This is a genomic window from Hymenobacter sp. CRA2 (assembly GCF_002007105.1).
GTDB lineage: Bacteria > Bacteroidota > Bacteroidia > Cytophagales > Hymenobacteraceae > Solirubrum.
The window spans coordinates 100,886-126,320 of the sequence record NZ_MVBC01000012.1; the positions used below are offsets into that span (position 1 = coordinate 100,886).

General features: G+C 64.8%; 23 protein-coding genes. 15 read left to right on the forward strand and 8 right to left on the reverse strand.

Annotated features, from left to right (window positions below; genetic code table 11):
• The first annotated feature begins 271 nt into the window (after positions 1-271).
• Positions 272-844, forward strand: a complete 573-nt coding sequence (locus B0919_RS18120) for a 50S ribosomal protein L25/general stress protein Ctc (RefSeq protein ID WP_078013699.1) — start codon at positions 272-274, stop codon at positions 842-844.
• Positions 845-932: 88 nt separating this feature from the next.
• Entirely contained in the window at positions 933-1,499 is a 567-nt protein-coding gene (gene pth / locus B0919_RS18125) for an aminoacyl-tRNA hydrolase (RefSeq protein ID WP_078013700.1), read from the forward strand.
• A gap of 212 nt (positions 1,500-1,711) precedes the next feature.
• Here the strand turns inward: pth and metG are convergent, their stop codons facing one another.
• Positions 1,712-3,757 carry a methionine--tRNA ligase gene (metG, locus tag B0919_RS18130; RefSeq protein ID WP_078013701.1) on the reverse strand — a complete coding sequence of 682 codons (2,046 nt, stop codon included), beginning with the start codon at positions 3,755-3,757 and terminating at the stop codon, positions 1,712-1,714.
• A 213-nt stretch (positions 3,758-3,970) separates the two neighbouring features.
• Here metG and B0919_RS18135 point away from each other — a divergent pair, with 213 nt between their 5' ends.
• Positions 3,971-4,642 carry a hypothetical protein gene (locus B0919_RS18135; RefSeq protein WP_078013702.1) on the forward strand — a complete coding sequence of 224 codons (672 nt, stop codon included), beginning with the start codon at positions 3,971-3,973 and terminating at the stop codon, positions 4,640-4,642.
• A gap of 87 nt (positions 4,643-4,729) precedes the next feature.
• Here the strand turns inward: B0919_RS18135 and B0919_RS18140 are convergent, their stop codons facing one another.
• On the reverse strand, positions 4,730-5,083 hold the full coding sequence (locus B0919_RS18140; protein ID WP_078013703.1) for a hypothetical protein: 354 nt from the start codon (positions 5,081-5,083) through the stop codon (positions 4,730-4,732).
• A gap of 359 nt (positions 5,084-5,442) precedes the next feature.
• A complete protein-coding gene (msrB, locus tag B0919_RS18145; protein WP_078013795.1) occupies positions 5,443-6,015 on the reverse strand; it encodes a peptide-methionine (R)-S-oxide reductase MsrB in 573 nt (190 codons plus the stop codon).
• A gap of 186 nt (positions 6,016-6,201) precedes the next feature.
• Between msrB and typA the strand changes: the two genes are divergently transcribed.
• A complete protein-coding gene (gene typA, locus B0919_RS18150) occupies positions 6,202-8,010 on the forward strand; it encodes a translational GTPase TypA (RefSeq protein ID WP_078013704.1) in 1,809 nt (602 codons plus the stop codon).
• Between the two features lie 170 nt (positions 8,011-8,180).
• Positions 8,181-9,467, forward strand: a complete 1,287-nt coding sequence (locus tag B0919_RS24860; protein WP_139362232.1) for a collagen-like protein — start codon at positions 8,181-8,183, stop codon at positions 9,465-9,467.
• A 125-nt stretch (positions 9,468-9,592) separates the two neighbouring features.
• Here B0919_RS24860 and B0919_RS18160 read toward each other — a convergent pair whose 3' ends face one another.
• The 3 genes from B0919_RS18160 to B0919_RS18170 all read right to left on the reverse strand — a co-directional run bounded on the left by B0919_RS18160 (position 9,593) and on the right by B0919_RS18170 (position 11,794).
• Positions 9,593-10,555 (reverse strand): hypothetical protein, encoded by a 963-nt coding sequence (locus B0919_RS18160; protein WP_078013705.1) that lies wholly within the window; start codon positions 10,553-10,555, stop codon positions 9,593-9,595.
• 72 nt (positions 10,556-10,627) lie between these two features.
• A complete protein-coding gene (locus B0919_RS18165; RefSeq protein ID WP_078013706.1) occupies positions 10,628-10,900 on the reverse strand; it encodes an acylphosphatase in 273 nt (90 codons plus the stop codon).
• A 15-nt stretch (positions 10,901-10,915) separates the two neighbouring features.
• Entirely contained in the window at positions 10,916-11,794 is an 879-nt protein-coding gene (locus tag B0919_RS18170) for a hypothetical protein (protein WP_139362233.1), read from the reverse strand.
• 148 nt (positions 11,795-11,942) lie between these two features.
• Here B0919_RS18170 and nagA point away from each other — a divergent pair, with 148 nt between their 5' ends.
• Both nagA and B0919_RS18180 read left to right on the forward strand, forming a co-directional pair.
• Positions 11,943-13,076, forward strand: a complete 1,134-nt coding sequence (gene nagA, locus B0919_RS18175) for an N-acetylglucosamine-6-phosphate deacetylase (RefSeq protein ID WP_078013708.1) — start codon at positions 11,943-11,945, stop codon at positions 13,074-13,076.
• Positions 13,077-13,178: 102 nt separating this feature from the next.
• Positions 13,179-13,847 carry a DoxX family membrane protein gene (locus tag B0919_RS18180; protein ID WP_176133115.1) on the forward strand — a complete coding sequence of 223 codons (669 nt, stop codon included), beginning with the start codon at positions 13,179-13,181 and terminating at the stop codon, positions 13,845-13,847.
• 6 nt (positions 13,848-13,853) lie between these two features.
• Here the strand turns inward: B0919_RS18180 and B0919_RS18185 are convergent, their stop codons facing one another.
• The gene (locus B0919_RS18185; protein WP_078013710.1) at positions 13,854-14,654 is read right to left on the reverse strand and encodes a TrmH family RNA methyltransferase; all 801 of its coding nucleotides are present in this window, start codon (positions 14,652-14,654) and stop codon (positions 13,854-13,856) included.
• Between the two features lie 148 nt (positions 14,655-14,802).
• Between B0919_RS18185 and B0919_RS18190 the strand changes: the two genes are divergently transcribed.
• The 8 genes from B0919_RS18190 to B0919_RS18225 all read left to right on the forward strand — a co-directional run bounded on the left by B0919_RS18190 (position 14,803) and on the right by B0919_RS18225 (position 24,666).
• Entirely contained in the window at positions 14,803-16,323 is a 1,521-nt protein-coding gene (locus B0919_RS18190; protein ID WP_078013711.1) for a sensor histidine kinase, read from the forward strand.
• A gap of 65 nt (positions 16,324-16,388) precedes the next feature.
• On the forward strand, positions 16,389-16,799 hold the full coding sequence (locus B0919_RS18195) for a response regulator (RefSeq protein ID WP_078013712.1): 411 nt from the start codon (positions 16,389-16,391) through the stop codon (positions 16,797-16,799).
• An 85-nt stretch (positions 16,800-16,884) separates the two neighbouring features.
• A complete protein-coding gene (locus B0919_RS18200) occupies positions 16,885-21,198 on the forward strand; it encodes a hypothetical protein (RefSeq protein WP_078013713.1) in 4,314 nt (1,437 codons plus the stop codon).
• A gap of 196 nt (positions 21,199-21,394) precedes the next feature.
• Complete coding sequence (locus B0919_RS18205; RefSeq protein WP_139362234.1) at positions 21,395-22,258, forward strand: hypothetical protein; 864 nt, start codon at positions 21,395-21,397, stop codon at positions 22,256-22,258.
• Positions 22,259-22,363: 105 nt separating this feature from the next.
• Entirely contained in the window at positions 22,364-23,107 is a 744-nt protein-coding gene (locus B0919_RS18210) for an endonuclease III domain-containing protein (RefSeq protein WP_254846609.1), read from the forward strand.
• Positions 23,108-23,250: 143 nt separating this feature from the next.
• Entirely contained in the window at positions 23,251-23,451 is a 201-nt protein-coding gene (locus tag B0919_RS18215; protein ID WP_078013715.1) for a hypothetical protein, read from the forward strand.
• A 6-nt stretch (positions 23,452-23,457) separates the two neighbouring features.
• A complete protein-coding gene (locus B0919_RS18220) occupies positions 23,458-23,727 on the forward strand; it encodes a DUF167 domain-containing protein (RefSeq protein WP_078013716.1) in 270 nt (89 codons plus the stop codon).
• Positions 23,728-23,802: 75 nt separating this feature from the next.
• On the forward strand, positions 23,803-24,666 hold the full coding sequence (locus B0919_RS18225; RefSeq protein WP_217701042.1) for a ZIP family metal transporter: 864 nt from the start codon (positions 23,803-23,805) through the stop codon (positions 24,664-24,666).
• Here the strand turns inward: B0919_RS18225 and B0919_RS18230 are convergent.
• Positions 24,623-25,321 carry a hypothetical protein gene (locus tag B0919_RS18230; protein ID WP_078013717.1) on the reverse strand — a complete coding sequence of 233 codons (699 nt, stop codon included), beginning with the start codon at positions 25,319-25,321 and terminating at the stop codon, positions 24,623-24,625. The two genes, B0919_RS18225 and B0919_RS18230, sit on opposite strands and share 44 nt — an antisense overlap.
• Positions 25,322-25,435: the final 114 nt, after the last annotated feature.

Below are 25,435 nucleotides of genomic sequence, written 5' to 3' on the forward strand. Positions count from 1 at the left end.
TCTGGTTTATTAGAAAAGCGTCGTCACTTCGTAGCCAACAGCGGTACAGGGTGCGGGAAAGGTCCTTTGACTACGTCGACCTTCGGTTCGCTCTGCTCAGGATGACGTTCTTTTTGCCTCTCTCCTATTCCATTCAATACATATAGTCTCTGCGCGCTTTTCAATCCCAACTTAACCGCGTACCTTTGCGGCCCCTTCGGCCTTACCCGCTGAGCGGAACAAATTCATTTCAAGGCCTTTAACGGGGCCACACTTTTTCAACACCAGTTTTATGAAAAGCCTGGAGATTGTAGGGTTTAAAAGAGCGAATCTCGGCAAGAAGGAAGCCAAGCGCCTGCGCCTGGAGTCGTATGTACCGTGCGTGATGTACGGTGGCGAGACGCAAGTTCACTTCTACGTGCCCGCCATCCTGTTCCGCGAGTTGCTGTACACCCCCGAGGTGCACATTGTGGACCTGAACGTGGAAGGTGACACCTACCGCGCCATCGTGCAAGACGCTCAGTTCCACCCCGTGAACGAGATGCTGCTGCACGTCGACTTCCTGCAGCTGCAGGAAGGCAAAGAGGTGAAAATGGACGTACCGGTGAAGTACGTGGGCGTATCGCCGGGCGTACAGCAAGGTGGCAAACTGGTGTCGAAGCTGCGCAAGCTGAAAGTGCAGGCGCTGCCCGAGAACCTGCCCGACTTCGTAGCCGTGGACATTTCGGACCTGGGCCTGGGCAAGTCGATCAAAGTAAGCAAGGTGGAAACCACTGGCTACAAGATCCTGACCAACCAACTGGCTCCTATCGCCACCGTGGCCATCCCGCGTGCGCTGAAAGGCCAGATGCAGGCCGAGAAATAGGTTTTTGCGCTACCCGCAAGAGAAAAATCCTGCTCTGCCTGGTGGCGGGGCAGGATTTTTTACGTTTGCGCCCCAGTAAGACTTCTGTATGAAATTTCTGATCCTCTGCCTGGGCAACATCGGGCCGGAATACGCTGATACACGGCACAACGTGGGCTTTATGGTGGGCGACTACCTGGCCCGCAAGTTCGAAGCGGCGCCCTGGGAGCTGGGCCGCCACGCCTTCACCACCGAAATCAAGCACAAAGGCAAAACCTTCGTGCTGGTGAAGCCCACCACGTACATGAACCTGAGCGGCAAAGCCGCGGCCCACTGGCTGAGCACGCTCAAGCTGGAAAAGGAGCAGATGCTGGTGGTAACCGACGATTTGGCCCTGCCCTTCGGCAAGCTGCGCCTGAAGGGCAAAGGCTCGGCCGGCGGGCAGAATGGCCTCAAGCACATCCAGGAGACGCTGGGCACCGACGAATACGCCCGCCTGCGCTTCGGCATCGACTCCAGCTTCTCCAAAGGCCGACAGGTCGACTACGTGCTCAGCCCCTTTTCGGCCGACGAGCAGATCGACCTGCCCCTGCGCTTGGAAAAGGCTGGCGAGGCTGTACTGGCCTTTGGCACGCTGGGCATCGAGCGGGCCATGAACGTGGTGAACGTGAAGTAGCGCCCGTTCACCGTCATTGCGAGCGAAGCGCGGCAATCCTTCCCCTCGCGGCACAACGGGCCATTACCTACTCACCGAAAACAGCACCGCCCGAAACCACAGTTGCAGGTTTCGGGCGGTGCTGTTTTGGCTGATGCCAGTTATAGCGTCAGTACTACTGGAGGAAGGATTGCCGCGCTTCGCTCGCAATGACTGCCAGTGAGCCGGCGGCCTTACGCCACGAAGGAACCGGGGCGCACGGGCTGGCCGGGCTGCATCAGGCTGAGCTTACCGTCGGCGTTTTCGGCCATCAGCAGCATGCCCTGCGACTCGATGCCTTTGATTTCGCGCGGGGCGAGGTTCAGCAGCACCAGCACTTGCTGGCCGATGAGCTGCTCGGGCGCGAAGTGCTCGGCAATACCCGAGACGATGGTGCGCTTGTCGAGGCCGGTGTCCACGGTGAGCTTCATCAGCTTCTTGGTCTTGGCTACTTTCTCGGCCGTGAGGATGGTACCGATGCGCAGATCCATGCGCCCGAACTCCTCGAACGAAACGTTGTCTTTGGCCGCCTGCACGGGCGCGTTGGCCAGTTGATTAGCCAGCTTGGTATCGAGCAGCTTCTGCACCTGGGCTTCCACCGTCTTGTCCTCAATCTTGTCGAAGAGCAGGAAGGCTTCGCCGAGCTGGTGACCAGCGGCCAGGGTGGCAGGATTACCGGCAGTAGACCAGCTGCCTTGCGCCGTGTTTAGCATGCGGCCCAAGTTGGCGGCGGCTACGGGCAGGAAGGGCTCCATGAGCGTGACCAGCGAGGCGGCCAGCTGCAGAGCCACGTGCAACACGGTGCCAGTGCGCGCTTCGTCGGTTTTGATGAGCTTCCAGGGCTCGGTCTCGGCCAGGTACTTGTTGCCGAGGCGCGTGAGGTTCATCAGCTCGTTGAGCGCGTCGCGGAAACGGTAGTTTTCGATCAGGTCACCGATGCGCTGGGGGAAGTCGGCCAGCTGGGCAAAAACTTCCTGGTCGGCGCTGGTCAGCTCGCCGGCCGCGGGCACCTGGCCGCCGAAGAACTTGTGCGTCAGCACCACGGCGCGGTTGACGAAGTTGCCAAGGTTGGCAACCAGCTCGTTGTTGTTGCGGGCCTGGAAGTCCTTCCAGGTGAAGTCGTTGTCCTTGGTTTCGGGGGCATTGGCGCAGAGCACGTAGCGCAGCACGTCGGCCTTGCCGGGGAAGTCCTGCAGGTACTCGTGCAGCCATACGGCCCAGTTGCGCGAGGTCGAAATCTTGTCGCCTTCCAGGTTCAGGAACTCGTTGGCGGGCACGTTGTCGGGCAGGATAAAGTCGCCGTGGGCCTTGAGCATTGCCGGAAAGATGATGCAGTGGAACACGATGTTGTCCTTGCCGATGAAGTGCACCAGCTTGGTGCTGGGGTCCTGCCAGTAGGGTTTCCAGGCGTCGCCGGGCAGCAGGTCCTTGGTGGCGGAGATGTAGCCGATGGGCGCGTCGAACCACACGTAGAGCACCTTGCCGTCGGCGCCTTCCACGGGTACGGGCACGCCCCAGTCTAGGTCGCGCGTTACGGCGCGGGGCTGCAGGCCCTGGTCGATCCACGACTTGCACTGGCCGTACACGTTGGTTTTCCAGTCCGATTTGTGGCCTTCGATGATCCACTCGCGCAGCCACTGCTCGTACTGATCGAGCGGGAGGTACCAGTGCTTGGTTTCGCGCAGCACGGGCTGATTGCCGGAGAGCATGGAGCGCGGGTTGATCAGCTCGGTGGGGCTGAGCGAGGAGCCGCACCGCTCGCACTGGTCGCCGTAGGCGTTTTCGTTGGCGCAGGTGGGGCAGGTGCCCACGATGTAGCGGTCGGCCAGAAATTGCTGGGCCTGCTCGTCGTAGTACTGCTGCGACACCTGCTCGGTGAACTGCCCGGCCTCGTACATCTTGCGGAAGAAGGCGGAGGCCGTCTCGCGGTGCGTCTCGTTGGAGGTGCGGGCGTAGATGTCGAAGGAAATACCGAAGTCCTTGAAGGAGTCGCGGATGATGGCGTTGTATTTATCGACCACCTGCTGGGGCGTGACGCCCTCCTTCTGGGCGCGGATGGTGATGGGCACGCCGTGCTCGTCGGAGCCGCACACGAACTTCACGTCGCGGCCCTGGCTGCGCAGGTAACGGGCGTAGATATCGGCGGGAATGTACACGCCGGCCAGGTGACCGATGTGTACCGGGCCGTTGGCATAAGGCAGCGCGGCCGTAATGGTATAGCGTTGGGGAGCGGTTTGCATCGGGAGAGAAAACAGCGGAAGCCGCGGGGAGGTTGGGCCGCGGCAAAGTCAAAAGCAGATTTGAAACCGCAAAGAAAGAACGAATAGCCTACATGCGCGGCCACGCAGTCTTCGGCCTGATACGCAGCGCGGTGAAAAACATAACATAAGCCGTTGATAACAATTACCTTGATTTGCCCGTCCAATACACTACCGAGCTAAATACCCCTTTTCATGGCCGCATCACCCCCAACCGACCCTTCCACCCCCCAACCCCTGGCCGATTCTCCGCCGCTTAAGAAAAGCAAGAAAGCCCTTAGCAAAGAGGAGCGCAAAGCCGCTAAAGCCCAGGCCAAAGCGGACCGCAAAGCCATCAAGGCTCAGGCAAAGTCTCCTTCCCTGGCCGCCCACAGCAGCATTGATCTGCCAGCTGCCATCAGCCCCGAGCTATCCAAAAAAGGCCAGAAGCGCCAGATAAAAGCCGCCGCCAAACAAGCGCAGAAAGACCTTGATAAGCGCGTAAAGGAACTGACGAAGCGCATCCGCAAGGAAACCAAAGTGCAGATTCAGGACCTGGTAGCGGCGGCGTCGCTGCGCCTGGAGCAGGAAACGCAGCGCCTGTTCGAAGAAGCACTGGGCGCCGCCCCTACCGCTGCTGCCAGCCCCGAGTCAGCAACCCCGTACGCAGCGCCGGCGGCCGATGAGCCAGCCGCGGCACCAGCAATGGTCCCTGCGCCTGCCCGCCGCGCGGCCCCGCGCCGCCAAGCGGCCACGCCCGCGGGCGCCAAGCCCGCCGCTTCGGGCCGCACAAACCGCTCCCGCACTACGGCCACCGGGCGCAGCGCCGCCATCAGCCCCGATGGCACACAGGCTAATGGCACTGCGCCAGTGCCCAACGACGTGTAAACCGCCGATTGACGCCTATAAACCAAATGGCCCGGCTTCTCTGCGGAGAAGCCGGGCCATTTGGTTTATTGCACCTCTACACGTGAGCTATGGCCGGCGCAGCGAATCTGAAATGATAATTGTCGAATTGCCCTGAATGCGGCGCATGCGCGTTTCCTGGGACGTGTTATTTGGGTCGTTGGTGTTGATAGATTCGATGCGCTGCCGGCCGCCCGTCGCGGCGGCCTGCTCGCGTACTTGCGGTACGCGGCCGGGCGTGGCATCGGGGGCTGAGCTGCCGGTGCCAATGCCGCGGTTGTAAGCGGCCTGGCGGTCGGCATCGGTGCGGATTTCGGTGGGCGCGCGGTCGGTTTCGAGGGCGGTATCGGAAGCGGAGCAGGCCCCGAGAAAGGCCGCACCGGCCGAGGCCGCGAGGAGCGCGAAGCGAAATGGAAGGTTCATCAGCGGCGCGGGGCGGCGCGTAAGTGCCTCGCCCCTCCCCTGCTGAACGCAAGTGCAGCGCCGATGTTCGGTTAATTTGTCCCTGACACAGCTATGCGGCAGCCCTTCTGCGGAGCCAGGGCGTGCGAAAGCGCAATGACGGGGCTTGTGGCATGTAAGAATTGTGCCTCAAGGCACTTAAGCCTTACAAGTTGGGCTACCGCACTTGGATGGTTCGCTAATACAAACAACAACGACGCAGGCACACCACGGTGCTACCTAAAACAAGCACCGCCCGAACCGCCTACTGTTGCAGGTGCTTCGGGCGGTGCTTCTTACCGAGTCGTGCTTTGTCCTTGTAAATACAGCAGAGCGCGCTGCTACTTGGCTTTCACGAACACCATTGCGTTGCCATCCATGCAGTAGCGCAGGCCAGTGGGTTTGGGGCCGTCGTCGAATACGTGGCCGAGGTGGCCGCCGCACTGGGCACACACGATTTCGTCGCGGCTCATGCCCAGCGAGTTGTCGCCGGTGACCTTCACGCTCTGGTTTGTAGCCGGCGCCCAGAAGCTTGGCCAGCCCGTACCCGATTCAAACTTTTCGGAGCTGTAGAACAACAGGTTGTGGTCGGCGGCGCAGTAGTAGCTGCCCTTTGCGTGGTTGTCGTGGTTCTTGCCGGTGAAGGGGCGCTCAGTGCCCTGCTGGCGCAGAATGTAGTACTGGTCGGGCGTGAGCTGCTTGCGCCATTCCGCGTCGGTTTTACGCACCGGAAATTCGTCGGGCTTGCCGGTCACGGGCTGGGCTTTGGGATAATCCTTGGTGGCGGCCGTCTGACCAGTCACTTTGGCGTTGGGCGGGTTGGGGCCGGCAGGCGCGGCGGCTTTATGGTCCTGCGAGCAGGCGGGCAAAGTTGCCAGGCACAGCAGGCTCAACAGCACAGAAGGAAGACGCATGGAGTAGGCAATAAGGAGGGTAACGTGCTGCCACACAGATGTGAGTCAGCAGCAGAACGTATGCCCCGCGGGTTTTGTTCAGCCTACCTACGCAGCCCGCCTATCGGTTGGATTGGGTTGAAACATTAAGGGTAACAAGCATTTGCGCGAAATATTCCGTACCTTTGCACCCGCAAAACCGCTCTCATGCAGAACATTCGCAACATCGCCATTATTGCTCACGTTGACCACGGCAAAACGACGCTCGTGGACAAGATCATCCACGCCTCGAAGCTGTTTGCTGACCACCAGCACTTCGACGACCTGATCCTGGACAACAACGACCTGGAGCGGGAACGTGGCATTACCATCGTCTCCAAGAACGTATCCGTTCGCTACAAAGACGTTAAAATCAACATCATCGACACCCCGGGTCACGCCGACTTCGGCGGCGAGGTGGAGCGCGTACTGAAGATGGCCGACGGCGTGCTGCTGCTCGTCGACGCCTTCGAAGGCGCCATGCCCCAGACCCGCTTCGTGCTCGGCAAAGCCATCGACCTGGGCCTGAAGCCCATCGTGGTAGTCAACAAGGTGGACAAGGAAAACTGCCGTCCCGACGAGGTGCACGAGCAGGTGTTTGACCTGATGTTCAACCTCGGCGCCACCGAAGACCAGCTGGACTTCGTGACGCTGTACGGCTCGTCGAAGCAGGGCTGGATGAGCACCGACTGGAAGCAGAAGACCGAGGACATCACCCCGCTGCTCGATGCCGTTATTGCCTCCATCCCGCCGGCGCCCTACTTGGAAGGTACCCCGCAGATGCAGGTAACCTCGCTGGACTACTCGGCTTTCGTGGGCCGTATTGCTATCGGGCGTGTGCACCGCGGCACCCTGAAGGAAGGCTCCAACATGAGCCTGATGAAGGCCGACGGCACCGTCAAGAAGGTTAAGATCAAAGAACTGCAGGTATTCGAAGGCCTGGGCAAAGTGAAGGTTTCGGAGGTTTCGGCCGGCGAAATCTGCGCCGTGACCGGCATCGAAGGCTTCGACATCGGCGACACCATTGCCGACGCCGACAACCCGGAGGCGCTGACCCGCATCAGCATCGACGAGCCGACGATGAACATGCTGTTCACCATCAACAACTCGCCGTTCTTCGGCAAGGAAGGCAAGTTCGTGACCTCGCGTCACCTGCGTGACCGTCTGTACAAGGAGACCGAGAAGAACCTCGCTCTGCGCGTGCAGGAAACCGACCGCGAAGACACCTTCCTGGTGTACGGCCGGGGCATTCTGCACTTGTCGGTACTGATCGAGACCATGCGTCGCGAAGGCTACGAGCTGCAGGTAGGTCAGCCGCAGGTACTCTACAAGGAGGACGACAACGGCAACCGCCTGGAGCCCATCGAACACCTGGTGGTGGACGTACCGGAGGAAACCGCTGGCAAGGTTATCGAGCTGGTGACCATGCGCAAGGGCGAGCTGACCATCATGGAGCCCAAGGGCGACCTGCAGCACCTGGAGTTCAACATTCCGTCGCGCGGCCTGATCGGCCTGCGCAACAACGTGCTGACCGCCACCGCCGGTGAGGCCATCATGAACCACCGCTTCCAGAGCTACGAGCCCTTCAAAGGCACCATCCCCGGCCGCATCAGCGGTTCGCTCATTTCGATGGAAAGCGGCCCCGGCACGGCTTACACCATCGACAAGATGCAGGACCGCGGCGAGTTCTTCGTGGACCCGGGCGAAGAGGTGTACGGCGGCCAGGTTATCGGCGAGCACACTCGCCCGAACGACCTGACCATCAACATCCAGAAAGGTAAGAAGCTCACGAACATGCGCGCCTCGGGCTCGGATGAAAACGTGAAGATTCAGCCTAAGCGCCAGTTTTCGCTGGAGGACGCCATGGAATACATCCAGAAGGATGAGTACCTGGAGGTGACGCCGAAGTCCATCCGCATGCGCAAGATCCTGCTCGACGAAAACGAGCGTCTGCGCTCGGCTAAGAAAGAAGACTAATTCGCGGCTGCCGGTTGGCAGTTCCGGATTATCGGTAAATGAAAAGGCGCGGCTTCGGTCGCGCCTTTTTTGTTGGGTGGGTCGCCGGCGAAATCCTTCTGTTGTACGGCCCAATTAGTATTTACACCTGCTAATATTGTACGCCCCTTTCCCTTATCCTACCGCCTAGCATGAAACAACGTTTACTCTTCCTCTTGCCACTTGCCGCCTGCCTGAGCACGGGCTACCGGGCACAGGCCCAAGGCGTGGGCATCGGCACGACCAGCCCAGACGGAGCCGCCGCCCTCGACGTGAAATCAACGAACCGCGGCTTTTTGCCGCCGCGGATGACGCAAAGCCTGCGCGCACAGATTCCCGTCACGAACCAGAGCGCCGGGCTGCTCGTGTACCAGACCGACGGCACGCCGGGTTATTACTATTACACCGGCACCGACTGGCTTCCGCTCGGCGCCCAGGGCCCTACCGGCCCCCAAGGGGCTCAGGGTCCGGCTGGACCTTCGGGGCCGCAAGGGCCGCAGGGCCCGGCCGGCGCGCTGGCGCACTACGGCGACGGCTCGGGCGGCACGTTGAACGTGGGCGTGGGCAGCACGCTGGACCTGACAACGCCGGCCGGCTACAATTCTTTGGCGGGCCGGCAGCATCTGCAATTCACCAACCTCACCATCTCCGGCACCCTCATCGTGCCGAGCGGCACTGCCATTCATGCCACGGGCACCGTGACTATCAGCGGCATCATTACCGTAGCTGCGGGTGCTCAGGATAACGGCAACGGGCCGGCTAACCCGGGCATCTCGCTGGCGGCTCCGGGAGTACTGGCGGGCGGCGTGGGCATCGGGCAGCTGGCGGCGGCCAGCTTTACGCGGGCAGTACCCGCTGCGGGCGGCGCCGGCGAGCGGAGCAGCAGTGTTTCGTCGGGCGGGGAAGGTGGCGGTTCGATCCTGATTGTGGCCGGGGGCAACGTAAACATCACGGCGGGCGGCGGTATCAACGCCAATGGCAGCAACGGCGTCAACCCATCGGGCACTACCGATATAGCGGGTGGCGGCGGAGGCGCCGGGGGCATCATCGTCGTTGTCGCCAAAGGCTCGCTCACGGTGTCGGGTGCACTGCGCGCCAACGGCGGCCAGGGTGCCAACGGCCTCAACGGCAACGGCGGCGCCGCCGGGGCGGGGGCCGGCGGAGGAGGCGGCGGTGGGATCATCCACCTCATCTCGACCTCAACCCCTATCGTCACCGGCCTTACCCAAGCCAATGGGGGCGCGGCCGGCACCGACGCTCTGGTGGCGAATGGTGCCGCCTCTAGCAACCAAAACGGCATGGGTGGCGGGGCTTGCGGCGGCAACGGTGGCAACGGTGGTGGCAACCTCCCCGGCTTGACGCCCACCGCCGCATCGGGCGGCAGCGTAGGCTACGTTCTTACGTCGGTAGTGCCCGCACCCGAAAACTTGATCCACTAGGCCTTGCAGGCGGCAGGTGAGCAAGGCGCGGCTTCGGTCGCGCTTTTTCATTGGCGGCAGGAACCCTAGTCCGGCTCTGGTTGCCCTACCCGAGCTACCGCGTTAGCAGAACCGAGGACTTGGGTTCAACCGCCAAAGCCTGTCACACCCAATTGTCGGCGCAGGGTGCTGTCGGCGGGCGTGTGGCGCTGCCAGTAATCGGAACGGAGGGTGCGGGTGCGCACGGCGCGGGTGGTCAACACTTCGGAGCTGCCCATGGTCTGGTCACCGAGCTGCATCTGGCTGTCGTAGCTGTCTTCCCAGCCTGCAATGAGGCGAGGGAAGGCCGTTTCGAACACGATGGTCAAGGTGCGGTTGCCGGTGGCGTAGCGCACGGTATAGGCCTGCAGCGGCGCGCCGGGCTGGCTGGGCTGAAATTCCCGGCCGGCATAGGGCGTCAGCGAGGCGGTGGCCTCTTCGGGCCGTAGCGGGCGGTGGCGCAGGCGGCTGGCCACGGTACCCGGAATCAGGCGGATCTGGCCAGTGGGCAGGCTGCTGGGCCCCAGGCGCAGGCGCGTCCACAGCTCGTCTTCGAGCAGGGCATCGGCGGGCAGGTCCTGCTCCTGGTCGGCTTCCTGCTGAAAGTAGGAGCGGCTTTCGAGGTGATACTGGCGGCCGCGCAGGTTGAGCTGGCTGAACGTCTGTCCGCACCAATCCTGCACCGTGGTCACTACTTTCAGGGTGCGCGGCTCGGCCACGGGCGTAAACACGGAGGTATTGAGGGAGTAGTCGTAGAGGCCCGTGGCAAAGCGCCGCAGCTGGTTCATCTTCAGCACCGAAAGCGACTTTTCCGGGGTTTTGCCGCCCTCAAACTTTACTTGCTGCCGGGGCAGGAAATCCTCCGTCACGAAGACCAGCACCGCCTCGCCGGGGTGCAGCGCTCCGTAGCGGCTCTGCGTGAGCTGGTAGCGACTCAGCTCGGCCTGCCCGGCGTACCAGTAGCGCTGAAACTCGGGCGTGACGGGCGGCAGCGCCGGTCCTTGCGGGGCGGAAGACGGCGACGAGCAGGCCAGCAAAGAGGCCAGAACCGCAATGGACAAACGCAGCATACAAGCAGGATAATCAGCGTCGAACAATCAAGAAACCGGGCCAACTACGTGCTTTGGCGCGGTGGGCCTCACTCAGCGGCGCACCTCAAAGCCCGCGTAGCCCTGCACCGCGCCGGGCTGCACCTCTACTTTATCCACGCGGGCCAGCGGCGGGCCGTGCCGGCACCACTGCTCCAGCGTCGCCAGGGCGTCGGCTGGGCCCTCAGCTTCGATGGTGACGGTATCGTCGGGGTTGTTGCAGGTGTAGCCGTGCAGGCCGAGGCGGTCGGCTTCCTGCTTGGCAGACTGGCGAAAAAACACGCCCTGCACGCGGCCGTGGATGCGGAGTATACGGTGTTCGGTCATGGTAAGGAGGAGGGTTTACGGCCGACCCAACAGCTCCCAGCGGCCATCGGTTTGGACCCACTGCGTGAACTGCAACAGCTCGTTGACCTGCTGGTTGACACCTTCCAGTTTCAGCCGGCGCATGGTGCGTCGGTCGAGGTCGTACTGGTCGATAACGAGCCGGGGCTGGGGGGCGGTTTGGACGAGGCTGGGGAATCCGCCGGCGCCGGTTTTGACGGGTACGACATTGGGCCGGTACACGCGGGCCAATACGCGCAAATCGGGCGAAACGGTGTAGGCTACGTGGGCGGTCCAGGGCAAGCCGTACAGCTCCGCGGGCTCCGGCAGGCGCACCGGCTCGCTGCGCAGCGTACGCTCGTTAAAGAGCCAGCCGGAAGTATGGGTTTCGGGCATGTAGGATACCGGGCCGCCGTTGAGCGGCTGCAGCACCAGGCGGCGGTGCACGGGCAGCTCGTTGACGGCGCCGATGCGGATAAACTCGGGGCCGGTAGCCGAAAGGCGCAGCAGGTACGCCACTCGCTCCTGGCTGCAAAACGTGTTGAGCAGCCAGCGCGGCGCAGCGCCACTTTGGCGCCAGGCATTTTCGATGAAAGGTCGCCGCCACTGGCCCGAGCCCGGCTGGGCCGATAGTTCGCAGCTGTCGAAGGGCATGATCGGCTGGCCGCGGTAGCGCAGCTCCACACCGGTGGTATCCCGGCTCAGCGTAAACACCCAGAAAAGATGGTCGCGCCGGATGTTGTAGCGCACTTCCAGGGGCTTGGTGCGCCGGGCCTGCCGCACCACCCGCACCGAGCCGCAGGCCCCCAGCACTTCTATCACCACCAAGCCCAGCAGCAGCAGCGCGGGCCACAGGCGACGCATTTCGCGCAGAAATCGGGCGGGCAAGGGGCTCATCGGGCGGGGTTAGGAGCGGGCAAGGTAGCACTCCGCCCCGACCCATCATACCGGTTGCTTGCCGGCTCCGGCGCTACCTTGCGCCCGGCCCTTACGCCGGCCACCTCGTCGGCTGGTGCGTATACGGGGCTCCAGTTGCCTTTTGCCTATGCGCTACGCTCTCACCAACGGTACGTTCTACACCGGTTCCCACGTCCTGCCTCACCACGCGGTGCTCATCGGCGAGGGCCGCATCGAGGCGGTGCTGCCCGCCGCTGAGCTCCCCGACGACGTGCCGCGCCACGACGCGCGCGGCCTGCACGTAGCCCCGGGGCTGATGGACTTGCAGGTGTACGGCGGCGGGGGCGTGCTTTTCTCCACCCAGCCCACGCCCGCCACGCTGGCGCGCATGGAAGAGACATTCCGCGCGCAGGGCACCACGCACTTCGTGGCCACCATGCCCACCAATGCGCCGGAGCTGATGCTGGGCGCGCTGCAGGCAGCACACGCGTACCGCACGGCCCAGCCCGGCACCGGCCTGCTCGGCGTGCACCAGGAAGGGCCGTTTATCAACCCCGCCAAGAAGGGCGCCCACCAGGCCGAGTTTATCCGCCCGGCCCGGCTGAGCGAAGTCGACGAGTGGCTGAGCGTGGCCCCGGGGCTGCTGCGCATCGTCACGCTGGCGCCGGAGGTGGTGCCACCGGCCGTGGTGGAGCGGCTGCGCGCGGCCGGGGTGGTGCTGTCGGCCGGGCACTCCAATGCCACCTACGAGGTGGCGCGGGCCGGTTTTGCGGGGGGCTTCACGGCGGCCACGCACCTGTTCAACGCCATGTCGCAGCTGGGCAGCCGGGAGCCGGGCCTGGTAGGTGCCGTGTACGACGACGAGCTGGCTCACGCCAGCATCATCGCCGACGGGCAGCACTGCGACTTCGCGGCCGTGCGCATCAGCCAGAAAATCCTCGGCGAGCGGCTGTTCCTCATTACCGATGCCGTGGCCGAAAACGCGGAGGGCGCCTACCGCTTCCGCCGCGCCGGCGACCGGTTCGTGGACGAGCAGGGCACGCTGGCCGGCTCGGCCCTGACGCTGCTGCAGGCCGTGCACAACTGCGTGCAGCACGTGGGCCTCCCTTTGGCCGAGGCCTTGCGCATGGCTACCCTGTACCCGGCCCGCGTGCTGGGCCTCGACGGGCAGTTGGGCCGCATCGCGCCGGGCTACGAGGCCTCGCTGTGCCTCTTCGACGACACCTTTACGGCCCACGGGGTGGTTATCGGCGGCGAGCTGCGCTGGAACGAGCCGGCGTAGGCGCCGCGGAGGCATGTCGGCCGCGCAGCCGGGCGCCACATGCTTATGCGGTTGAACGGTAGCGGCCGGCGCGGTTTCTTTGCCGCATCGTCCGCTACTGCCATGCCCACTACCGCTGTCTACGCCCTCATGATTCTGCTGCCCATAGTGGCCACCGCCGTAGCCTTGCCGGCCGGTGGCTGGCTCCGGCGCATCTATGTCGTGGGGGCCCGCCTGCTGCTCGGAGCACTGATGCTCGGCGGCGGCCTCTACAAGCTTTCCGACAACCACATTCCGGGCCTGATGGGGCCACCGATGAACCACGCGTTTCTAGCCAAATACGGCCTGGAAATCTTCGCGCAGTTTATCGGCGTGGCGCAGCTGATCATCGGCCTGCTACTGCTCACGGGGCGCTTTGCCCTGCTGGGTGCGGTGCTGCTGGTGCCGATGTGGCTGAACATCATTTTCCTCACCTGGTCGCAGCACTGGGTGGGCACACCCTTTCTGGTCACGGGCTTTCTGGTGCTCACCCTGGGCCTGCTCCTGCACGACTACCCGCGCCTGAAGTGGCTGCTCTACCCGCCCGCCGACCCGGTGGTGCTGCGCCATGCCCCCTTGCGCACCGGCCCAACCAGTACGGAGCTGTTATGGTGGCTGGGCACCGGGGTGGTCATCGGCGGCAGCCTGCTTTACCCGCTTTCCTTCGCGCTCATGCTCGGCACCATGGCTGCCGGGCTGCTGCTGTTATTAGCAGCTGGGTGGCGTTTGTGGCGCCGGCGGTCGGCGGTGTAGTACTCGTTAGCCGCGCTGGCGTATCGCCTCGAAGGTGAGTATGGCCGTGGCCGTGCTCACGTTGAGCGAGTCGATGTAGCCGCGCATGGGGATGATGATGGTTTCGTCGCAGGCCTGCATCAGCTCGGGCGTGAGGCCGTCGGCTTCGGTGCCCATGACCAGCGCGGTGGGGCCGCGAAAATCGTAGTCGGTATAGGGCTTGGCTTTGGGAGTGAGGGCAGCGGCGTAGGTGCGGATGCCGTGCTGCCGGCACCACGCCAGCAATTCCTCGCGCGAGGTGGCTACCACCGGCACCGTAAACACGCAGCCGATGCTGCTGCGGATAGCGTTGGGGTTGTAGAGGTCGGTGCGCGGGTCGCACACGATAACGGCATCGGCGCGGGCCGCATCGGCGGTGCGCAGCACGGCGCCCAGGTTGCCGGGCTTTTCCACGGCTTCCAGCACCAGCAGCAGCGGATTGGCGGGCAGCGCCAGGTCCTGCAGGCGGCGCTGCGGGGCGCGGGCCAGCGCCAGCACGCCGTCGGAGCCTTCGCGGTAGGCCACTTTCTCAAACACCGCCTTCGACACCTCAAACTGCTCCGTCTCGGGCGCCAGGGCCTGCTGCAGCTCCTGCCGCCCGGCGGCGGAAAGCAGCTCGGGGCACACGTACACGGTGGGCACGGCCACGCCGGCAGCGCGGGCAACGGTCAGCTCACGTAGGCCCTCAATGATGGTCAGGCCCTGCTGGCGGCGCTCGGCGGATTTTTGCTGCAGGCGCACCAAGGCCTTGATGCGCGGGTTCTGGGGGCTGCTGATGGGGTCGGGCATGGCGGAGCGGGCGGCGCAAAGCAGGTAATAAGCGCACCGGAGCGCAAAGATAGGGCGAGCCGCCACGCCGGCCCCTGCCCTACCGGCGCCCGCGCGCTTGCGTATCTTGCGCGGTGCCGGGCGCCGGCTCTTCTTCGGCAACGATTCAATGGCCCTTCAAACCAAAACCAAACTCTACATCGGCTTTGCCATTGCGGCGAGCGTGCTGCTGCTCACGGCCGTGGCCGGCTTCATCAGCATCCGCAAGCTCAGCCAGCGCACGAGCTGGGTGGAGCACAGCTACCAGATGATGCAGCAGCTCAAGGACGTGGAGTTGCGCGTAAAAGACGCCCGCTCCGGCGTGCGGGGCTACCTGCTCACCAATGATTCGGTGTACCTCGACTTCTACCTGAGCACGCGTGGCCAGGTCAAGGAGCGCTTCGACGAGGCCAAGTGGCTGGCGCAGGACAACCCGGCGCAAACCGCCCGGCTGGATACGCTGGAAACCATGATCAACGCCCAGCTGCGCATCTTCGTCGAGCTGACGCGGCCGCAGGCGGGCCTCACTCCCTCGGTGGTGCAAACGGCCCTCGATACCGACCGGCAAACCATGCGCGCCGTGGAGCAGCTGCTGCGCCGGGCCCGTTCGGCGGAGTTGGCCCTACTGGCCCAGCGCAGCGGCGAGCAGGACCTGTACGAAACGCTCACGCCCGCCGTCCTGCTGTTCTCGGCTTTCATCGCCGTGGTGGTTACGCTGTGGCTGTTCTGGCGCGTGGGCATCGAAATTACGGCCAACGACCGCCTGCGCGCGGAGCTGGCGGAAGCCAACGCCAACATGAGCCAGCGCATCCACATCATCGAGCACCTGGCCGAGCAGGTGGTGCAGGGCGACTACACGGTAAAAATCCGCGACAAGGAGCGCGACAGCCTCGGCAACCTGGCCACATCCCTGAACCGCATGACCCAGACGCTGGACGACACCTTCGGCGCGCTGGAAAAGCGCAACCGCGAGCTGGACCAGTTTGCCTACGTGGCCTCGCACGACCTCAAGGCGCCGCTGCGGGGCGTGAGCACCGTGGTGCGCTGGATTGAGGACGAACTGGGCCACGAACTCTCGCCCAAAATGCAGGAGTACTTCGGCATGATGAAGGGCCGTCTCACCCGCCTGGAGGATCTTATCAACGGCCTGCTGGCCTACGCCCGCGTGGGTCGCACCCAGCACAAGCTGGAGGAAGTGCACGTGGAGCGCCTGGTGCACGACGTGGCCGACCTGGTGGTGCCGCCCACCTTCGAGCTGCGCCTGCCCGCCGATGGGCTGCCCACCCTGACCACCGACCGCCTGAGCCTGCAGCAGGTGTTTACCAACTTGCTCTCGAACGCGGTGAAGTACCACCACACCGGGCTGGGTATTATCACCATCGGCTGCCGCGACCTGAAAAAGGAATACGAGTTCCGGGTGCAGGACGACGGGCCGGGCATCGCGCCGGAGTACCACGAGAAAATCTTCCTGATGTTTCAGACCCTGCGCGACCGGCACACGGCCGAAAGCACGGGCATCGGGCTGAGCATCGTGAAGAAGATTATCGACGAGCTGCGCGGGCAGATTCGGGTGGAATCGGCCGCCGGGCAGGGCGCCGCGTTCATTTTCACCTGGCCCAAGCAGATGAACCCCAAGCCCGTAGCCGCGTAACGCAAAGGCAACGCCCGCCCGTGGCCCTTTGTGCGTACCTTTGCCCGACATAATCTGCTGTTGCTATGCGTTCGGTTTTACTGGTGGAAGACGACTTTTTCGACACGATGACGGTGCAGAAGTCGTTTGAGAAGTTCAACGTGCCGCACAAGCTGTACACGGCTTTCAACGGGCTGGAGGCGCTGGATATGCTGCTGGGCCTGAACGGCGTGGAGCCCATCCGCCCGCTGCCGGAAGTCATTCTGCTCGACCTGAACATGCCCAAGATGAACGGGCACGAATTCCTGGCGGAACTGCGCGCCCAGACCGAGCTGCGCCAGCTGCCGGTGTACGTGACGACGACTTCGGAAATGGACATTGACCGGCTGCGGGCCGAAAACCTCGACGTGCAGGGCTACATCGTGAAGCCCATCGACTTTGAGAATACCCGCGACATGGTGGACAGCATGAACCTGTTGGAAGTGCTGCTCAAGTAAGCCCGACCGTACGGCCCGCCGCCTACGCTACCCCAACCGACAGCCGGCTTGCCCGCGCTGTCGGTTTTTTTATGCAGGTTGGGGCATGGAATTCTTTACCCTTATCGTTATCGGGGTGGTGGCCTTGCTGCTGTGGCAGCGCGTGCAGGAGCGTGTGCGAGCCGCTGAGGACAAGCTTACCCGCCAGCAATCCGACTACCAACGCCTGCTGCAGCTGGTGGAAACCCTGCAGCACGACGTACGCCGCTTGCAGCAGGCCCCGCCGGCAGCGCCCACGCCACCGGTGCAGGCGCCGGTAACCGCGCCGGCTCCGCTTACGGCGCCCACCCCAGCAGCGGCCCCGGCTGCTGTTCCCCCGCGTCCGGCTCCGGTTTCAGTTCCTTCTCCGGCGCCTGTGGCCAGCACTCCGCCTCCGGTGGTGCCCACGCCGCCTACTCCTGTGCCTGCCCCGCCGGTACCTGCTCCTCCCGCGCCGGCACCGGCACCTTCTCCCGAGCCGCCCATTGCCCGGCCCATGCCGCCCGTTGCGGAGCCGGTTCCGGCCGCCACGCCTCCAGTACCGCCGCGCCCGGCCGTGCCACGCCCCGCACCGCGGCCTCAGCCGGTGCCCGCCGAGCCGGCGGGGCCCTCGTGGTGGGACCGGGTTTCGGCCGTGGTGCTGGAAAACTGGACTGGTATTCTCGGCGCCGTCATTCTGGTAACGGGCGTCGGTTTCCTGGGCGTGTACACGGCTCTGCGCCTCGCCCCGATTTACCGCTTCTTCCTCATCAATGGCTTTGCCCTGAGCCTGCTGGGCGTGCAGTACTACCTGCGCACCAAGCCCTTTGCGGCACAGCTACGGGTGTGGCTCCAAAGCAGCGCCGCAGCCATTTTTCTGTTTACCTGCGTCGGGGCGGTGAGTATTCCCGGCCTGCGTTGGGTCAGCACCCCGTTTGACTACGCCCTGCTCTTCGCCGGGGCGGCCGTCAACCTGTGGCTGGCGTGGAACAGCAGCCGCGAGGCCGTGGCTACGCTGCACGGCACCCTCAGCCTGGTGGCCCTGGCCGTGCTGCCGCCTACCCTGGTTACGCTGGCCGCGGCGGCAGCCGTTACCGCCTTTGCCATCCTTATAACCTACCGCCAACGCTGGCGCTACCAACTGCTGCTGAGCATTCTGAGCTTTTTCGCTTTCCACGTGTTCTGGCACAGCCAGCTGCCGCAGCCGGTGAGCAGCGGGGTACGTTTCGGCGCCATTGGCTTGGTACTGCTGGTGGGTGTGGCGGCGGCCGTGGTGCAATACCGCAAGGCTTATGCCACGGGCCGCTTCGAGGCGCTGCTCTTCGCCGCGCACGTGCTGAACTGGACCTGCCTGGGTATCAGCCTGTATTTGCACAGCACTGGCTCGGTGTGGAAAACGGTGCCGCTGGGCCTGGGCGCGGTGGCCACGTTCTTCGTAGCCCGGCACGCCCGCCGCCTTGGCATTCAGTGGCTGTTTCAGACGGACACCGTCATTTCGCTGCTGCTGGCCCTGGCCACGGCCTTCTCACTGCAGGGCTGGCACGCTACTACCAGTGTGATTCTGGTGTTTATGCTGCTGGAAAGCTTGCTGGTGGCCTTCATCATGGCCCGCGAGCGGGAAAATCTTGTGTTCCAGATTGCGGCCGTGGGGGCACTGCTGGCCGGCGTGGGCCTGCTCCTGGCCAACCTACTGCAACTGCCCACTTACTCGCCCACCGAGCTGCACCGCAACGCCCTGTTGCTGGGCCTGGCGGCCGCGGCTGGGGCGGCCTATTTCCACCTGGTGCGCACCGCTGCACTGCTGTCCGACACGGAAGAATCCGCGTTTCGCCGCGAGTTGTACCGCGGCTTCGGCGGCGTGGTAGGCGCCCTGTACGCGGGCGGCGCGGCACTGATGCTGCAGGCTTTGTTTGGCGCGCCGCAGCCGCCGGTATATGCGCTGCTGGCCGGCCTGCTGGTGGCCACCGCGGGCGTGCTGGCGCTGGCCCACTGGCTACGTACCGGCCCGGCGTGGTTTCGGCAACTGCACCTGCTGGTAGCGCAACTACTGCTGACGGTGGCGGTGCTGGGGCTGCACAAAACGGGCCTGAGCTGGCCTACTACCCTGCTCGTGCTGTACGCCGAAACGTTGCTGGCCGCCTGGCTGCTGGCGCGCCGCGCCGAGCCGCGGGTGCAGTACATCATCACCGCATTCGGCCAGTTGATGGGCGTGGTGCTGCTCATCAGCAGCCTGCACCTGCTGCCCACGCTGCCCGCCAGGCTCCTGGCCCAACGCGCGGCCGGACTGCTGCTGGCGGCGGTGCTGGGCGCGGCCTTCTACCGCCACACCGATGCGCAACGGACTTCCACCCCCGACCTGCTTAGCCTGGTGCGCCTGCTCTGGACGCTGGGCGGGGTGGTGCTGGTCATGCAGTACTTGGGGCTGTTGGGGCTGCTGCTCCAAGCCTTCTTCGGCCGCACGCCGGTGCCAGCCTGGGGCGTGCTGGGCGGCACGGCGGCCGCCGCGGGCGTGGCTTTCGGCCTCAGCCAATGGCTGCGCGGCGGCACCCCGTGGCTGCGTTACCTGCACCTGTTGGCTGGTCAGGCCCTGCTGATGGTGGCCGCGCTGGGGCTGCACGAAGTCGGCCTGAGCTGGCCGGCCGCCACGCTGGCCGTGTACCTCGAAACGCTGCTGATGACCCTGCTGCTGGCCGGCCGCCAGGAGTGGCCGGTGTACCGCGTGCTGCTGCTGACCACCCTGCTACTGGCCGTGCTGCTCCCTTTCGCGGCGTATCGCCTCGACAGCCACACGCTGATCGGCGCTACCACCCGCAGCGGCTTGTTGCTGCTAGCGGCGCTGGCCACGGCCGCCGCCCAGGTGTGGCTCGCGCGCCGCAATGCCCCGGCCTTCGATGCCTTGCCCGTCGCCTACGACCCGGCCTACCGCCTACGAATATTGGGCATCGTGCCGGGCTTGCTCCTGCTGGCAGCGAGCGGACTGGTGTATCATCTGACTTGGTATCCTTGGGTTGTAGCAGCTGCTGGGGCGGCTTTGCTAGGCCTGCGTCGCGCCGTGCACACACCGGGCCTGTGGCTGGGCTTGCTTCTGCTCACGGCGGGCACGTACCTGCTCCAGTGGGTGCACATCGGCCCCGATACTACGCTGGCAGTGGGCCGCAGCCTGCTGTACCTGCTCCCGACGCTGGCCTTGCCTTTGGCAGGCCTGGCCACCTCGTGGTGGGCAGCGCGCGAGCGGCACGTGCGCTGGCCGTGGCTGTACCTGCTGGGCCTGCACGTGCTGGTCAGCGTAGGGTTAGCCTTCAGCCCGACTTCTGACGCCGAGCCGGTACTGGGCTGGGCGCTGCTGGCGGGCCTGGCCTTTGCCGTAGCGCAGGTGGTAGCGGGCCGCTGGGCTACGGACGAAGCGCGGCAGCGCGCCGGCCAGCCCGACCGGTTTCTGCTGCACCTCAGCTACCTCTTCCTGGGCGTAGCGCTGTGCGCGCACTTGGCCAATGTAGTGGGCAGCGCCGAACAGTGGCTGGGCTGGCCAGCGCAGCGCTTCACGGCGGCCGCGCTGCTGCTGGTGCTGAGCTACCTGGTCCTTACCCCCGCCCCGCCGGCCACGCCCTATCGCAGCTGGCGCGCCCTACACCCTTGGCTGCCCGAGCTAACGTTGCTGCTGGCCGTGTTCACCCTGCACTGGGAAACGCGCCCGGCCTGGCACCCGCTGCTCTGGATTGGGCTGGCCCTGCTACTCACCACGGGCGGCACCCGCCTGCCGCTGCGCCTGCGCCGCCTCGGGCTCTACGGATTGCCGCTCTACGGCCTGGCGGCGCTGTCGGCCTGCTACAATGCCCTGCGCTACCTGAGCCCGGGCCACTGGCTCGAAACGCCCTGGCTGGCTACCACCGGGGCGGTAATGCTGCTGTTTGCGTACGCGGCGCTGGTGCTGCGGCGCATTCCTACGGCCAACGGGCTGGTGTGGCCGCCCGGCCTCGAAGGCCTAAGCCGCCTGGGCCGCCTGCGCTTCCGTGTGCTGGTGCCGGCCTTGCTTTACCCGGCCTTCGTGGCGCTGGCCCTGGTGCTGATTCAGTCCTTCGACCGCTCGGTGCTCACCGTGCTGCTGATGCTGGAAGTCATGGGCGTGTTCGTGAGCAGCCTGCTGCTGCGCCGCCGCGACCTGCGCTACGTCTCGCTGACGGGCATCGGCGTGTGCATGGTGCGCCTGGTATTCTTCGATCTGGGGCAGCGCGGCACCATTACGCAGGCCGTGGTTTTCATTTTCATGGGCCTGCTGCTGCTGGGCATGAATGCCCTGTATGCCCGGTTCAAAAACCGGTTCAGCGCGCCCGCGGAGCCCGCCCCCGACGACGCCCCCAACGAATTGCTGCCCGATGAGCCCGACCCGGCCCTAACCCCGTAAAAAGCAGAACCGTAGGCGGAACGACTTACCCGGCTGCGGTGGTTTCAGTGCCAGAACGTGTTGCGCAACCCTGGCAATGAGGCTTTGCTGGCCGATTTTTGCCCGGTGCGGCGACTCTTCATGTTATAGTTGCCGTTTTGCTCGTTTCTTCCGGTACTTTCTGCTCCGTTCACGCTCCTTCCTTTCCTACTCCATCATGGAAACCCGTTCCCTGTTGCTTGCCCTCGGCCTCTGCGGTGCACTAGCAGCTCCGGTGGCTGCCCAAGACACGCCGCCGCAACTCAATACGCCTCCTACGGCTCCGGATACCGTGGCGCAGCCGGCGCAGGTGCAAGCCGCCCCGGCCCGCCCGCCGCGCTACCGCATCGGCCTGCAGTCGGGCGCGGTGTACGCCGCCGACGATGTGGAGCTGCGGGAGCCCGCCCTGGGCCGCGCCTACCTGCTGCTCAACGGGCAGCAGCGCTTTGAGCTTGACCAGATCAAGTTCTTCGACGACGAAACCGGCCACTACATCCGCACCACGCTGCCGGGCTCGCGCCGCATGGCCACCCTGCGCCGCGAGAAAACGGGCCGCATCAGCACCTACTCCATCACCTCCCAGCAGTATTCGCCTAACTCCTACGGCCCGTACAGCCCTTACGGCTACGGCTTCGGGCGCTTCGGCTACCCCTCCTACGGTGGGTACCCGTACGGGGGCTACGGCTCGCCGTACGGTGGGTATCGCACCGTCAAGACCGAGTACTTCAGCAAGGACGGCGGCCCGATTCAGGACATGAGCTACCGCAACCTGAGCGTGGCGCTGTCAGACAACCCGGGCAGCGCCGAGCTGCTGCGCGACGTAACGCGCCTGCGCCGCATGAGCACCGCCGGCTACGTGGTGGGCGGCGGTATGCTGGCCGCGGGTCTGCTGAGCACGTTCAGCGCCAACCAGCGCGTGTCGCCGCTGCTGTTCATCTCGGTGCCGGTGCTGCTGGTGCCCACCTTCCTGAGCGGCTCGCAGGCCAAGAAGCTGAAGCAGGCCGTGCAGCTCTACAACTATGGCAACGCGGCTGCCCGCTAAGCGTCGCTGCTTCATCCTCCTTCCCGGCCGGCTCCTGCACTTTGCAGGGGCCGGCTTTTTTATGGCCCGCCCAACCCCGAAGTCCTGCGTTGCGTTTGCCCGAGGGTGCCCGCTACCTCCTCCGTTGCTCCGCCTCCCGATGACTTTGCCCGCCGCCAGGCGCTGCTGGCCCACGAGCGGCTGTGCGCACTTTACGGTGCCCCGTTCCGCTTCTTCAGCACCAAGGCCCCGATGAGCGAGCTGATCAGCGCCGTGTTGTCGCACCGCACCCGCAACGCCGACTCGCACCGCGCCTACCAGCAGCTCACCGCCGCCTTTCCCACCTGGGAGCAAGTGCGCGACGCGCCTACCGAAGCCGTGGAAGCCGCCATCAGCCCCTGCACCTGGCCCGAGCAGAAAGCGCCGCGCATTCAGGCCATTCTGCGCGAACTGACGGCCCGGCTCGACGGCCAGCTCGACCTGCAATGCCTGGCCGCCATGCCCGTACCCGAAGCGCGCAACTGGCTGGAAACCCTGCCGGGTGTGGGCCCGAAAACCAGCGCGGCCACCTTGCTCTTCAGCTCCCTGCGCCTGCCCGCTATGCCCGTCGACAGCCACCACCACCGCGTGGCGCAGCGGCTGGGGCTCATCGGCCCGAAGGTGGGCACGGAGGCCTCCCACGCCTTGCTCGAAGCGCTGCTGCCGCCCGGCTGGGACGCCCAGCAGGTGTACGACCACCACGAGGCGCTGATGTTTCACGGGCAGAAATGCTGCTACTTCCGCAGCCCGGCCTGCCGCCGCTGCGTGATGCTCGATGTGTGCCCGTACGGGCAGCAATTGACGGGCGCCGGACCAACGGAACCGGCCTAGAGAAATCAGCGCGTGCAGGAGCCTTTAGATTCAGGTCATGCTTCGGAGGGCTCAGCACGCCATACTACGTAGCCGGCCGCTTGCTAGCCAGCCTGGTCTCGTGTGCTTACCTTGTAGCCGCTCACTCGTCACCTTCCGCAGTTATGAAAACGACCCACGGTGTACCCGCCCTGCTTTCGGCTTTTATTCCGGGCCTTGGTCAGCTCATCAAAGGCCAGATCCTCAAAGCCGTGTTCATCTGGGTGATGAGCGGCATCGTGGGCTTCTTGCTGTGGTGGACGGTGGTGGTACCGCTGGCGCTCTGGGCCTGGAACGTATACGACGCCTACAACTCGCCCGCTTAGGCCCGCATGGCTACGCTGCACCTCAAAGCCAAGCCCAACGCCTCCCAGAACGCGCTGCTGCAAGCCGCCGACGGCACGTGGACGGTGCGCCTGAACGCCCCCGCCCAGGACGGCAAGGCCAACGGCTGCCTGCTGCGCTTTCTGGCGCAGGTGCTGGGCGTGCCGCGCACCTCGCTCACGCTGCTGAGCGGCCACACGGCCCCGTTCAAGAAAGTCGACGTGCCCACCCTCACCGACGACGAGCTGCGCGCGGCCCTAGCGGCGCATCTGAAGTAGCCTTTGGTGCGTAGAGCCTAGCGCACGGTCGAGCTGCGGGAACAAGCCACGCGCTGCGCACCGGGCCCCCTCTACATGACATTTCCTCTCTGGCTGATGGCCGGCTTCTGGGGCCTGGTTTCGGGCTCCGCCCTGCTGCTGGGCGCCGCCATCGGGTACTTTGCGCACGTGCCGCAGCGGATTATTGCGGCCGTTATGGCCTTCGGCAGCGGCGTCCTGATTTCGACCTTGTCGCTGGAACTGATGGAAGAAGCCTACGCCCGCGGCGGCTTCGATGCCGCGGGGCTGGGTTTTGTGGGCGGTGCGGCGGCCTACACTTTCGCCAACTGGCTACTGGCCCGCTACGGGGCCAAGCACCGCAAACGTTCCGGCCACCAGCAGGCCGCCGAACGGCAGGAAGTAAAGCAAGGTGCCACGGAAGGCAACGATGCGGGCGACGACAACGGCATGGCGCTGGCCGTGGGCGCCCTGCTCGACGGCATTCCCGAAAGCATCGTCATCGGGCTGAGCATGCTGGCCGGGGGCGTGGTGAGCACCGTGGCGGTAGTGGCCATTTTCCTGTCGAACCTGCCCGAGGGCCTGAGCAGCGCCGCCGGTATGAAAAAAGCCGGCCGCTCAGCCTCCTACGTGTTGCTGCTCTGGGCCGGCATTGCCGCGGTGTCGGGCATGGCCGCCTGGGCCGGCTACGCCGTATTCAGCCACTTTTCGTCCAACGTGGTGGCGGCTACCACCGCTGTGGCTGCCGGCGCCGTGCTGGCCATGATTGCCGACACGATGATTCCGGAAGCCTTTGAGGTGGCCCACAACTTCACCGGTCTGATTACAGTACTGGGCTTTCTAGCAGCGTTCTACCTGAGCAAACTTGACGACCAACCGGAAGGCAAGGCGCCAACGGTTACGAAGCAACACGCCCAGACGGCGTCCCAGCCCGCCCGCTAAGCCAGAGCGCGGCGGCTATGCCCCCGTTGAGCGCGACGATGCGCAAGCTGTATTCCAGGATGAACATCATCCGTATCTGGTCGGTATCGTTGCGCATCACGCGCTCCAGCACATACACGAACACGGTGCCGGCGTAATAGCACACCACGCCCACGCTGGCCACAAACATGGCTTCTCGTTTCAGCGGTACCTGGGGCGGGTTGCTGAGCAGCTGCTCGAAGTACGCCAGGACTACGCCGATGAGCAGCACGGCCTGCAGCACGTGCAGGTACGGCCCGTTGCCGACGCGCCAGTCCATGAACCAGACCGTTTCGACAACGGCGCCCAGGGTAAATGCCGCGAGCAGCCCCGGCAATACCCGACGGGTAGTGGAGTCGGGCAAGGTGTAGTAGTAAGCCGCCGTGAGCAGCACCGTTTCCAGCCAGACCTGGCTGCGCAGGGGCAGGATGTTGTTGTGCCACACGATGCGCCCGTATTCACACAGCACTCCCAGCAGCAGGCTGGCCAGCAAGGAGCACGCCCACAGGCAGCGCCCGGAGGCATTCAGGTGCCGCCACTGCAGCAGGCCTACTATCACCGGCAACAGCGCGGCGGCCACGCTCAGCCCATTCAGCTGCTTGGAAAGCGCCACCAGCCACTCGGAGGATGTTGTCATTCAGGTTGCAAAGTAGGTCGTTGGTGCGCAAGGCCCAGGCAGCCAGCATCGGCCCACCAAAAAAACGAAAAGCCGCCAGTTTCCCCTCTGGCGGCTTTTCTGCCTACTGCACTA

Excerpts from the sequence above, each read along its gene's own strand:
- B0919_RS18225 (WP_217701042.1), top strand. The coding sequence starts at position 23,803 with ATGACATTTCCTCTCTGGCTGATGGCCGGCTTCTGGGGCCTGGTTTCG.
- B0919_RS18195 (WP_078013712.1), top strand. The coding sequence starts at position 16,389 with ATGCGTTCGGTTTTACTGGTGGAAGACGACTTTTTCGACACGATGACG.
- B0919_RS18170 (WP_139362233.1), bottom strand. The coding sequence starts at position 11,794 with ATGAGCCCCTTGCCCGCCCGATTTCTGCGCGAAATGCGTCGCCTGTGG.
- B0919_RS18140 (WP_078013703.1), bottom strand. The coding sequence starts at position 5,083 with ATGAACCTTCCATTTCGCTTCGCGCTCCTCGCGGCCTCGGCCGGTGCG.
- typA (WP_078013704.1), top strand. The coding sequence starts at position 6,202 with ATGCAGAACATTCGCAACATCGCCATTATTGCTCACGTTGACCACGGC.
- B0919_RS18190 (WP_078013711.1), top strand. The coding sequence starts at position 14,803 with ATGGCCCTTCAAACCAAAACCAAACTCTACATCGGCTTTGCCATTGCG.
- B0919_RS18185 (WP_078013710.1), bottom strand. The coding sequence starts at position 14,654 with ATGCCCGACCCCATCAGCAGCCCCCAGAACCCGCGCATCAAGGCCTTG.
- B0919_RS18165 (WP_078013706.1), bottom strand. The coding sequence starts at position 10,900 with ATGACCGAACACCGTATACTCCGCATCCACGGCCGCGTGCAGGGCGTG.
- B0919_RS18135 (WP_078013702.1), top strand. The coding sequence starts at position 3,971 with ATGGCCGCATCACCCCCAACCGACCCTTCCACCCCCCAACCCCTGGCC.
- B0919_RS18200 (WP_078013713.1), top strand. The coding sequence starts at position 16,885 with ATGGAATTCTTTACCCTTATCGTTATCGGGGTGGTGGCCTTGCTGCTG.
- B0919_RS18230 (WP_078013717.1), bottom strand. The coding sequence starts at position 25,321 with ATGACAACATCCTCCGAGTGGCTGGTGGCGCTTTCCAAGCAGCTGAAT.
- msrB (WP_078013795.1), bottom strand. The coding sequence starts at position 6,015 with ATGCGTCTTCCTTCTGTGCTGTTGAGCCTGCTGTGCCTGGCAACTTTG.
- B0919_RS18205 (WP_139362234.1), top strand. The coding sequence starts at position 21,395 with ATGGAAACCCGTTCCCTGTTGCTTGCCCTCGGCCTCTGCGGTGCACTA.
- B0919_RS24860 (WP_139362232.1), top strand. The coding sequence starts at position 8,181 with ATGAAACAACGTTTACTCTTCCTCTTGCCACTTGCCGCCTGCCTGAGC.
- nagA (WP_078013708.1), top strand. The coding sequence starts at position 11,943 with ATGCGCTACGCTCTCACCAACGGTACGTTCTACACCGGTTCCCACGTC.
- B0919_RS18180 (WP_176133115.1), top strand. The coding sequence starts at position 13,179 with ATGCCCACTACCGCTGTCTACGCCCTCATGATTCTGCTGCCCATAGTG.
- pth (WP_078013700.1), top strand. The coding sequence starts at position 933 with ATGAAATTTCTGATCCTCTGCCTGGGCAACATCGGGCCGGAATACGCT.
- B0919_RS18215 (WP_078013715.1), top strand. The coding sequence starts at position 23,251 with ATGAAAACGACCCACGGTGTACCCGCCCTGCTTTCGGCTTTTATTCCG.
- B0919_RS18120 (WP_078013699.1), top strand. The coding sequence starts at position 272 with ATGAAAAGCCTGGAGATTGTAGGGTTTAAAAGAGCGAATCTCGGCAAG.
- B0919_RS18160 (WP_078013705.1), bottom strand. The coding sequence starts at position 10,555 with ATGCTGCGTTTGTCCATTGCGGTTCTGGCCTCTTTGCTGGCCTGCTCG.
- metG (WP_078013701.1), bottom strand. The coding sequence starts at position 3,757 with ATGCAAACCGCTCCCCAACGCTATACCATTACGGCCGCGCTGCCTTAT.
- B0919_RS18220 (WP_078013716.1), top strand. The coding sequence starts at position 23,458 with ATGGCTACGCTGCACCTCAAAGCCAAGCCCAACGCCTCCCAGAACGCG.